Source organism: Coprococcus sp. ART55/1 (genome assembly GCF_000210595.1).
Classification (GTDB): Bacteria; Bacillota; Clostridia; order Lachnospirales; family Lachnospiraceae; genus Coprococcus; species Coprococcus aceti.
Window position 1 is genome coordinate 870,090 of sequence record NC_021018.1, and the last position, 7,885, is coordinate 877,974.

The 7,885-nt window shown below is 45.3% G+C and carries 7 protein-coding genes; all 7 read left to right on the forward strand.

What is annotated here, in order from left to right; translation table 11 throughout:
* A partial coding sequence (ftsE, locus tag CCU_RS04140; protein ID WP_208895977.1) for a cell division ATP-binding protein FtsE occupies positions 1-637 on the forward strand: 637 nt, incomplete at its 5' end.
* Entirely contained in the window at positions 627-1,535 is a 909-nt protein-coding gene (ftsX, locus tag CCU_RS04145; protein WP_015533677.1) for a permease-like cell division protein FtsX, read from the forward strand. The genes ftsE and ftsX, both read left to right, overlap by 11 nt.
* 136 nt (positions 1,536-1,671) lie before the next feature.
* Positions 1,672-2,961, forward strand: a complete 1,290-nt coding sequence (locus CCU_RS04150; RefSeq protein ID WP_015533678.1) for a murein hydrolase activator EnvC family protein — start codon at positions 1,672-1,674, stop codon at positions 2,959-2,961.
* Between the two features lie 282 nt (positions 2,962-3,243).
* Positions 3,244-4,668: an MBOAT family O-acyltransferase gene (locus CCU_RS04155; protein ID WP_015533679.1), complete on the forward strand. Its 1,425-nt coding sequence runs from the start codon at positions 3,244-3,246 to the stop codon at positions 4,666-4,668.
* Positions 4,669-4,679: 11 nt separating this feature from the next.
* On the forward strand, positions 4,680-5,774 hold the full coding sequence (locus tag CCU_RS04160) for a GDSL-type esterase/lipase family protein (RefSeq protein WP_015533680.1): 1,095 nt from the start codon (positions 4,680-4,682) through the stop codon (positions 5,772-5,774).
* A gap of 52 nt (positions 5,775-5,826) precedes the next feature.
* Positions 5,827-6,705: a DMT family transporter gene (locus CCU_RS04165; protein ID WP_015533681.1), complete on the forward strand. Its 879-nt coding sequence runs from the start codon at positions 5,827-5,829 to the stop codon at positions 6,703-6,705.
* 538 nt (positions 6,706-7,243) lie between these two features.
* Positions 7,244-7,885, forward strand: a 642-nt coding sequence (locus tag CCU_RS04170) for a patatin-like phospholipase family protein (protein WP_208895978.1), incomplete at its 3' end; no start/stop codon positions are given.

The following is a 7,885-nucleotide window of genomic DNA, read 5'->3' on the forward strand; positions in this document are numbered from 1 at the left end:
ACTCAAGAATGTCAATATTAATATAGAGAAAGGCGAGTTCGTATTTATCGTTGGAAGCAGTGGTTCGGGCAAGACCACTCTGTTCAGGCTTCTGCTCAAGGAGCTCGATCCTACGGAGGGCAATATCACTGTTGCCGGATACGACTACGGCAAGATCAAGAGGAAGGATATACCGAAGGTCAGAAGAAGGATAGGGGTTGTGTTCCAGAACTTCAGACTTCTCAAGGACAGGACTATATACGAGAATGTCGCATTTGCACAGAGAGTCATTCAGACCCCGGCGAGATATATCAGAAGACGAGTTCCGGCCATGCTGACGCTGGTTGGACTTGCAGACAAATACAAATCATACCCGAAGGAGCTCTCAGGTGGTGAGCAGCAGAGAGTTGCCATGGCGAGAGCACTGGTCAACAATCCGGACATCATACTGGCGGACGAGCCTACAGGAAACCTTGATCCTAAGAACTCACTGGATATCATGAACCTCCTTGAGGATATTAACAAGAGAGGAACCACAGTTGTCGTGGTAACCCACAACAAGGATATCGTCAATGAGATGAAGAAGAGAGTTATCACCCTGAAGAAGGGCGTTATAATCAGTGATGAGAAGGAAGGAGGCTACATAGATGAAGATTAGTACATTTTTCTATGTCCTCAGACAGGGCTTTGCGAATATAAGAAGAAACATACTGTTCTCACTTGCATCACTGGGAACCATCATATCATGTCTGTTTCTTTTCGGAATCATATATGCGGTGGTTGTAAACTTCCAGTCAGGTATGCAGGAGCTTGAGAAGACAGTCACCATATCTGTATTCTTCGACGAGGATGCGTCAGATGAGACCATACAGCTCATAGGTGAACAGATAAGAACGGTCGATTATGTTGAGACGATGGATTTCATCTCAGCCGATGAGGCATGGGACAAGTTTGCAGATCAGAACTACGATGATCCACAGGTTGCAAAGAATGCATTTGGCGGAGATAACCCGTTAAAGAATGCTGCGTCATATGAGATCACGCTCAAGGATGTATCAAGACAGCCGGAGTTCGTGGCATTTGCCCAGGGCCTTTCAGGAGTCAGAAAGGTAAAGAGTTCTGACGTGACTGCGGACAGCATCACGACACTGTCATCCCTTGTGGGATATGCATCCATAGGAATAGTTGTGATACTGATGCTGGTATCTATATTCCTTATAAGTAACACGATCACCATAGGTATCACAGTGCGAAAGGAAGAGATAGGGATCATGAAGCTGATCGGTGCGACAAATGTATTTGTAAGGGCACCGTTCATCATAGAGGGTGTGATCATAGGCGCGGTCGGTTCGGCTATACCTCTGGTCCTTCTGTACTACATGTACGATAAGATACTGACATACGTTGCCGGAAGGTTCAAGGTTGTCACAACGCTGTTCGCATTTGTGAGCCAGCAGGATCTGTTCAGGACTATGGTACCGGTCGGACTTGTGCTCGGTATCGGTGTTGGTCTGGTAGGAAGTATTCTTACCACAAGAAAGCACCTGAGAGTGTAGTGTTAAATGCGGTCAGAGCAATGCACAAAAAATTCACAAATTGTTATTACTTTTTTAGGAACAATATGTGTTATAATGCTGATAAGTAGGGCAAAAAGATAATAACATTATGAAATGCGATTAGGAGGCATGAATGATGAGAATAGATTTATACAAGATAAAGAAGAAAGGTATGCAGGTGGCAGTGGTTACTACAGGAGCACTGCTCATGTCGTTTACATCCATATTTGCGGCTCCTGTGTTCAGCGTGCATGCTGAGGAGACCAAGGAGGATGTTGAGCAGCAGAAGGAAGAGGCTCAGCAGGCTCAGGAAGAGGCGAATGCAAACGCAGAGAAGTATCAGAAGAAGGTAGACAAGCTTACAGCGGCTGTAAATGAGCTCGATAAGCAGGCCACAGATATAAGCACACAGATCGTGGAGAAGAAACAGCAGGCTGAGGATCTTCAGAATGAGATAGATGAGACTCAGACAAAGCTTGCAGAGGCTCAGGTCAGTGAGGATAATCAGTATGAGGCGATGAAGAAGAGGATACAGTACCTCTACGAGGAGGGCGATGTTGCTTACATAGATGCACTTATGTCATCGGCTTCATTTGAGGATAGTCTTAACAAGTCTGAGTATGTTGATCAGCTCAGCACATATGACCAGAAGCAGCTCAACAAGCTGGTAAAGACTAAGAATGACATAGCAGAGTATCAGCAGACACTCAAGGATGATCTGGCGGATGTAGAGAAGGTAAAGGCAGACCTGGAGACCAAGCAGGCAGACCTCGATGATGTTATAAGCCAGAAGAATGCGGAGATCAACAAGTACAGTGATGATGTTGAGATGCAGAAAGCTCTTGCGGCTGAATACGCAAAGCAGGAGTCAGAGCTGGATGACAAGCTGGCAGAGCTTGCGCGTCAGGAACAGCAGAGACTGGAGGAGGAGCGTAAGCAGAGAGAAGCTGAACAACAGCAGCAGGATAACAACGGTGGAAGCGATAACTCAGGCAGTGACAGCGACAACAGTGGAAGTAACAATGGCGGTTCAACAACCGGTTCAGGTCAGTTCATATGGCCTGTATCAGGACCTATCACAGACTACTTCGGACCTAGAGAGTCACCGACAGCAGGAGCAAGCTCCAATCATATGGGTATAGATATAGGATGTTCATATGGAGTGCCTATCGCAGCGGCTGATGCAGGTGTTGTAACGGTAGCCGAGTGGGGCGAGAGTGGTGGTAACTACGTTATGATAGATCACGGTAATGGATTTGTGACGATGTACCTTCACAACTCATCACTTGCAGTAAGCGTTGGCGATGTGGTTTCACAGGGACAGACCATTGCGTACGCAGGTTCAACAGGATATTCAACAGGTACACATTGCCACTTCTCAGTATTCCTGAATGGCTCATATGTCAACCCACTTGATTATCTGTAAGATGAGGTTGAGACATGGCATAGGGATATGTGTCATATCATAAGATCTTAATATGATCATATATAGAATAGAGAAAAAATGCGTGATTCATGAAATATGGATCACGCATTTTTTATGTTAATAGGGGCGTGGATATGGGCGAAGTACCATATGTTGTGGTGGTGAGAAAATATGTCGAAAACAATAGTTTTTTTAAGAAAAAATAGGATTAGTGTCGGTTGACATAAGTGGTAAAAGTATTTATACTCACACTGGACTGAGTATTTATTTAAGGAGTATATTATGGTTTTTTCGAGCATGGAGTTCTTATTTAGATTCCTGCCTTTATTTTTGCTTATCTATTTTGTGACAAAGCCGAAGTACAGGAATGTTGTACTGCTTTTAGGCAGCCTTGTGTTCTACGCGTATGGCGAACCCATATACGTGTTCTTGATGATGTTTTCTATTATATTTAACTATTCGGTGGCAAGACGAATCAAGCGTTTTTATGATATAGAAGTATATTCGGAGATCGACTGTTCATTTGAGAGAAACTGCTGGCTGGCGGTGGCTATGGTGTTTAATTTTGGAATGTTGTTCATATTCAAATATATCAACTTCTTTATAGAGATAATAAACACTGCAGCGGGAACAAAGATATTTGATAGCGTGGCGATCACACTGCCGCTTGGAATAAGCTTCTATACGTTCCAGATAACATCGTATATATTTGACGTGTACAGGCTCAAGTATCAGGCGGACAAGAGTATAATCAAGTTCGGAACATATGTGAGCATGTTCCCTCAGCTCATAGCCGGCCCTATAGTCAACTACGATGAGGTGAAGCCTGAGCTGGATCACAGAGAGGTCAAGGCGGACGATATAGAGCGCGGTGCGACACTGTTCGTATTGGGACTTGCGTACAAGGTGCTTCTGGCAAATAAGATAGCCAGTCTGTGGAACGATGTGCAGACGGTTGGCCCTTATGGAATAAACACTGTGACCGCATGGCTTGGTTCATGGGGATATTCATTCCAGCTCCTGTTTGATTTCATGGGTTATTCCGTGATGGCAATAGGAATTGGCCTTATACTTGGCTTCAGGATACCGGAGAACTTTGTCGATCCTTATATGGCACATTCCCTCACAGATTTCTGGAGACGCTGGCATGTTACACTCGGACGCTGGTTCAGAGAGTATGTGTACATACCGATGGGCGGCAACCGAAAGGGAAAGCTCAGAATGATACTTGCCATGTTCACTGTGTGGATGTTTACCGGATTGTGGCATGGTGCGGACTGGAATTTCCTGATATGGGGCTTGTTCCTGTTCGTGTTCCTTCTCATGGAGAAGCTGTTCCTTGGCAAGGTATTTGACAAGGTGAAGGTTCTTGGCCATGTGTACATGTTCTTCCTGATACCGATATCATGGACAATATTTAACATATCTGATCTGAAGCTTCTGGGACTGTACCTGAAGAGAATGTTTGGCATGAACATAGAGGGATCAGTCACCACACATGCCATGGACAAGCTGATCATGCTGGGACACACATACTGGTGGCTACTGCTGATCTGCGTGATCTTCTGTACACCGTGGCCTAGAAAGCTCATAGAGAAATTCTACAAGAACTGGGTATGCAAGCTTATAATGCTCGCACTGTTCTGGTTCTGTGTATATCAGATAGCAAAGGGTGGCTCCAATCCATTCCTTTATTTTAGATTTTAGGAGGTGGGCAGATGAAGAAATTATGGCAAATGATAAAAGGCTGTCCACTGTTCTCGATACTCATAATATCCGGCGTGATAGTTACCGCAGGCGGTTATGTGGGAGCTGCGCTTGGCGTGTATAAATGGGATGTCAGCTTTCATCATCCTATGGCCCAGACTGTGCTGCTTGATGAGAGGGTGGCAACCGGAACTGACGCAACAAGCACGGATGCTCCGGGAAAGAGCGAGCTGACGTCGGAGTCCACGGGCAGTGCGGCTGCAGAGGAGCAGACAACGGAGGTGAAATCCACGGAGAAGCAGACTTCTGAGAATGCATCCACGGAGAAGACAACAGAGAAATCTACAGAGAAAGCGACCACCGAAAAGGCAACTACGGAAAAAGCAACCATAGATACAGGCGGTTCGGCTGCTCCGGTGACAAGACAGACTCAATACAAGAAGGTTAAGAAGAGAAAGGCAAGAAATAGCTGCTACAGAGATCTCACACAGATCGCTCTTGAGACCCAGTACCCATATATAAAGGTTGACAAGTCTTATTTTGACGATGCTCTGTTCATAGGTGATTCCAGAGTGGAAGGACTGGCGTTGTATTCCGGACTGGACAATGCAGAATTTGCATATATGGAGGGCCTTACTTCATTTGGACTGATGGGTGAGAAGATCGCCTCAAATGGAACAAAGACACTCACAGAGCTGCTTAAGAGCAAACAATTCAAAAAGATATACATCATGCTCGGCATAAATGAGGCGGGTTACAATACGGAGACATACGCATCCACATATATCGATGCGGTGGCCCAGATACAGGCGCTTCAGCCGGACGCAGTGATCTTTATGATGGGCTGCATGCATGTATCCAGCGACTATTCGGCAAGCCACGATATTGTGAACAATGACAATATCGATGACAAGAATGGTGCCATAGCTGCATATGCTGATGGAATAAAGCTTTTCTATCTGGATATGAATACGGTTGTGGACGATGGCAAGGGTGGTCTTGTAAAGGACTATACCTGGGATGACATACATTTGCAGGCGCAGTATTACAGTCTGTGGGAGCAGTATCTGTATGAGCATGGGCTCAAGGATGATGCTTTCAAATAGATAAAGTGCTGCGGGACCTGGCGGCATTTTATCATTATCGGGAGTTGATCAAATGGCAAAAAGACTGGTAATAAAAGATAAATATAAGGGAATCCTGTTCATAATCATGGCAGGGTTCTTTTTCTCACTGATGACCTTCTTCGTGAGACTGTCTGGAGATCTGCCAACTATGCAGAAGGCATTCTTTAGAAATGCAGTGGCCGCTGTTGTGGCCATTGCCATGCTCATGAGGACTGAGGAGAAATTCAAGATAAAGAAGAGCAGCTGGCCGGGAATCGCGGCGAGAAGCATATGTGGAACGACAGGACTTATCTGCAATTTTTATGCAATCGACAAGCTCAACATAGCGGATGCCAATATCCTCAACAAGCTTTCCCCGTTCTTTGCTATCATCGCATCATACTTTGTGTTGAAGGAACGGGCAAACCGGGTAGAGTGGGCATCTGTTGTGCTGGCTTTCGCTGGTGCATTGTTCGTTGTGAAGCCTTCGTTTCATATGGATTTTCTGTATGCCATGGTTGGTGTGGCAGGCGGCCTTGGGGCAGGAATAGCCTACACCTATGTGAGAAAGCTTGGAAAACAGGGGGAGCGCGGACCGGTCATAGTCATGTGTTTCTCTGTATTCTCATGTCTGGTGACGCTTCCATTTATCATATTGGACCACGCACCTATGACATGGCAGCAGATTGTGTGCCTGCTCTGTGCCGGACTTGCGGCGGCTGGTGGACAGTTCAGTATAACCGCAGCATACCAGAAGGCTCCAGCCAGGGAGATATCGGTATTTGACTACAGTCAGGTCATATTTGCGGCTATACTGGGATTTGTATTCCTGGATCAGATCCCTGACATGCTGAGCATTATAGGATATGTGATAATCATAGGAAGTGCAGTTTTCAAATGGTGGTACACCATGAGACAGGATCGCACTTAGCATGATCGGCAGGGCTGAGAGTGGCAGTGCCTTGTACAAATACTTGTAGAATAATTGATATATACAAAAAGACGGATGTCAGAAATGGAAAATGGGTAAAAGTTTCATTGTCTGATATCCGTCTTTTTATAAAGTTATAAAGGAAGGTTTTAGGTGTTGTGACCGGACTTGTGAGGTATCCGGCCTCCCATCTATCTAAATTGGATTGTTGTTAGTTTGAGTGACGGCAGATACGCTGGTGCTGCCTGGGCATGTCGCACATCTGCTGTCCTCATCAATCTGTATATATAATAAGATGGTACTGTGTACATTCTGTGTATCGGATGTTAAAGAAATATGTTCATAAAAGAAATAATATATAAAGCGTAAATAAATGTTCTATAAATGGTAAAGCTTCTGAATATAGTGAGTATAAGGTTGTGGGTATAGTTGCTGACATGTTAAAATGAAACACACATATGATCATAATTGGTGGATATATCAGATGACAATATTGGATAGAGCAGCTTTATTATGGAATAGTAAGGGGGATTAATATATGGATAAAGAAAAGGTTATACAGGAGCTTCAGGAGAGAACAGAGGAGATAAAGGAAAAGGCCGGGGAGCTTCATAAGGCGATAGAGGAGACTATATCGCAGAAGAAGCAGATGCATTACACGGAACTGGGCGGTCAGGACGGGCAGCCGGATGTGCCGGTTAAGGAAGGATACGGTCTGGTGCTCGGTGGCGGTGGTGGCCGTGGCTCCTATGAGATCGGAGTGTGGAAGGCTCTTGAGGAGTACAGAGATGTGATCGATATAAAGGCGGTGTCAGGAAGCTCGGTCGGTGCGCTGAACGCGGCACTGTATGCGTGTGGTGATCTGGATAAGGCTACACAGATGTGGTACGACATAACCAACGACAGGATACTGTCCAACAAGGATATAGACGAGGACAACAGGAACAAATGGTTTGAGTCCATCAAGGAGAAGCTCACGACCATAGACAATCCAGTCATACAGAGTGCAATAGAGTGCATAGGACTGGATGCTGTGGCAAAAGGCATGAGGATAAAGGATGGCTTCTTCTCCAGAGAAGGACTTATGGACATACTGGAGAATTCACCAGTACTTGATGGTGTGTCGAACAGTGACATGAGCTGTTATGCTACATGTCTCAATGTGGAGGGCAAGCCTACT

What these genes read in the sequence shown, in the direction of transcription:
- CCU_RS04150 (WP_015533678.1), top strand. Translation starts at nt 1,672, where the DNA reads ATGAGAATAGATTTATACAAGATAAAGAAGAAAGGTATGCAGGTGGCA.
- CCU_RS04165 (WP_015533681.1), top strand. Translation starts at nt 5,827, where the DNA reads ATGGCAAAAAGACTGGTAATAAAAGATAAATATAAGGGAATCCTGTTC.
- CCU_RS04160 (WP_015533680.1), top strand. Translation starts at nt 4,680, where the DNA reads ATGAAGAAATTATGGCAAATGATAAAAGGCTGTCCACTGTTCTCGATA.
- CCU_RS04155 (WP_015533679.1), top strand. Translation starts at nt 3,244, where the DNA reads ATGGTTTTTTCGAGCATGGAGTTCTTATTTAGATTCCTGCCTTTATTT.
- ftsX (WP_015533677.1), top strand. Translation starts at nt 627, where the DNA reads ATGAAGATTAGTACATTTTTCTATGTCCTCAGACAGGGCTTTGCGAAT.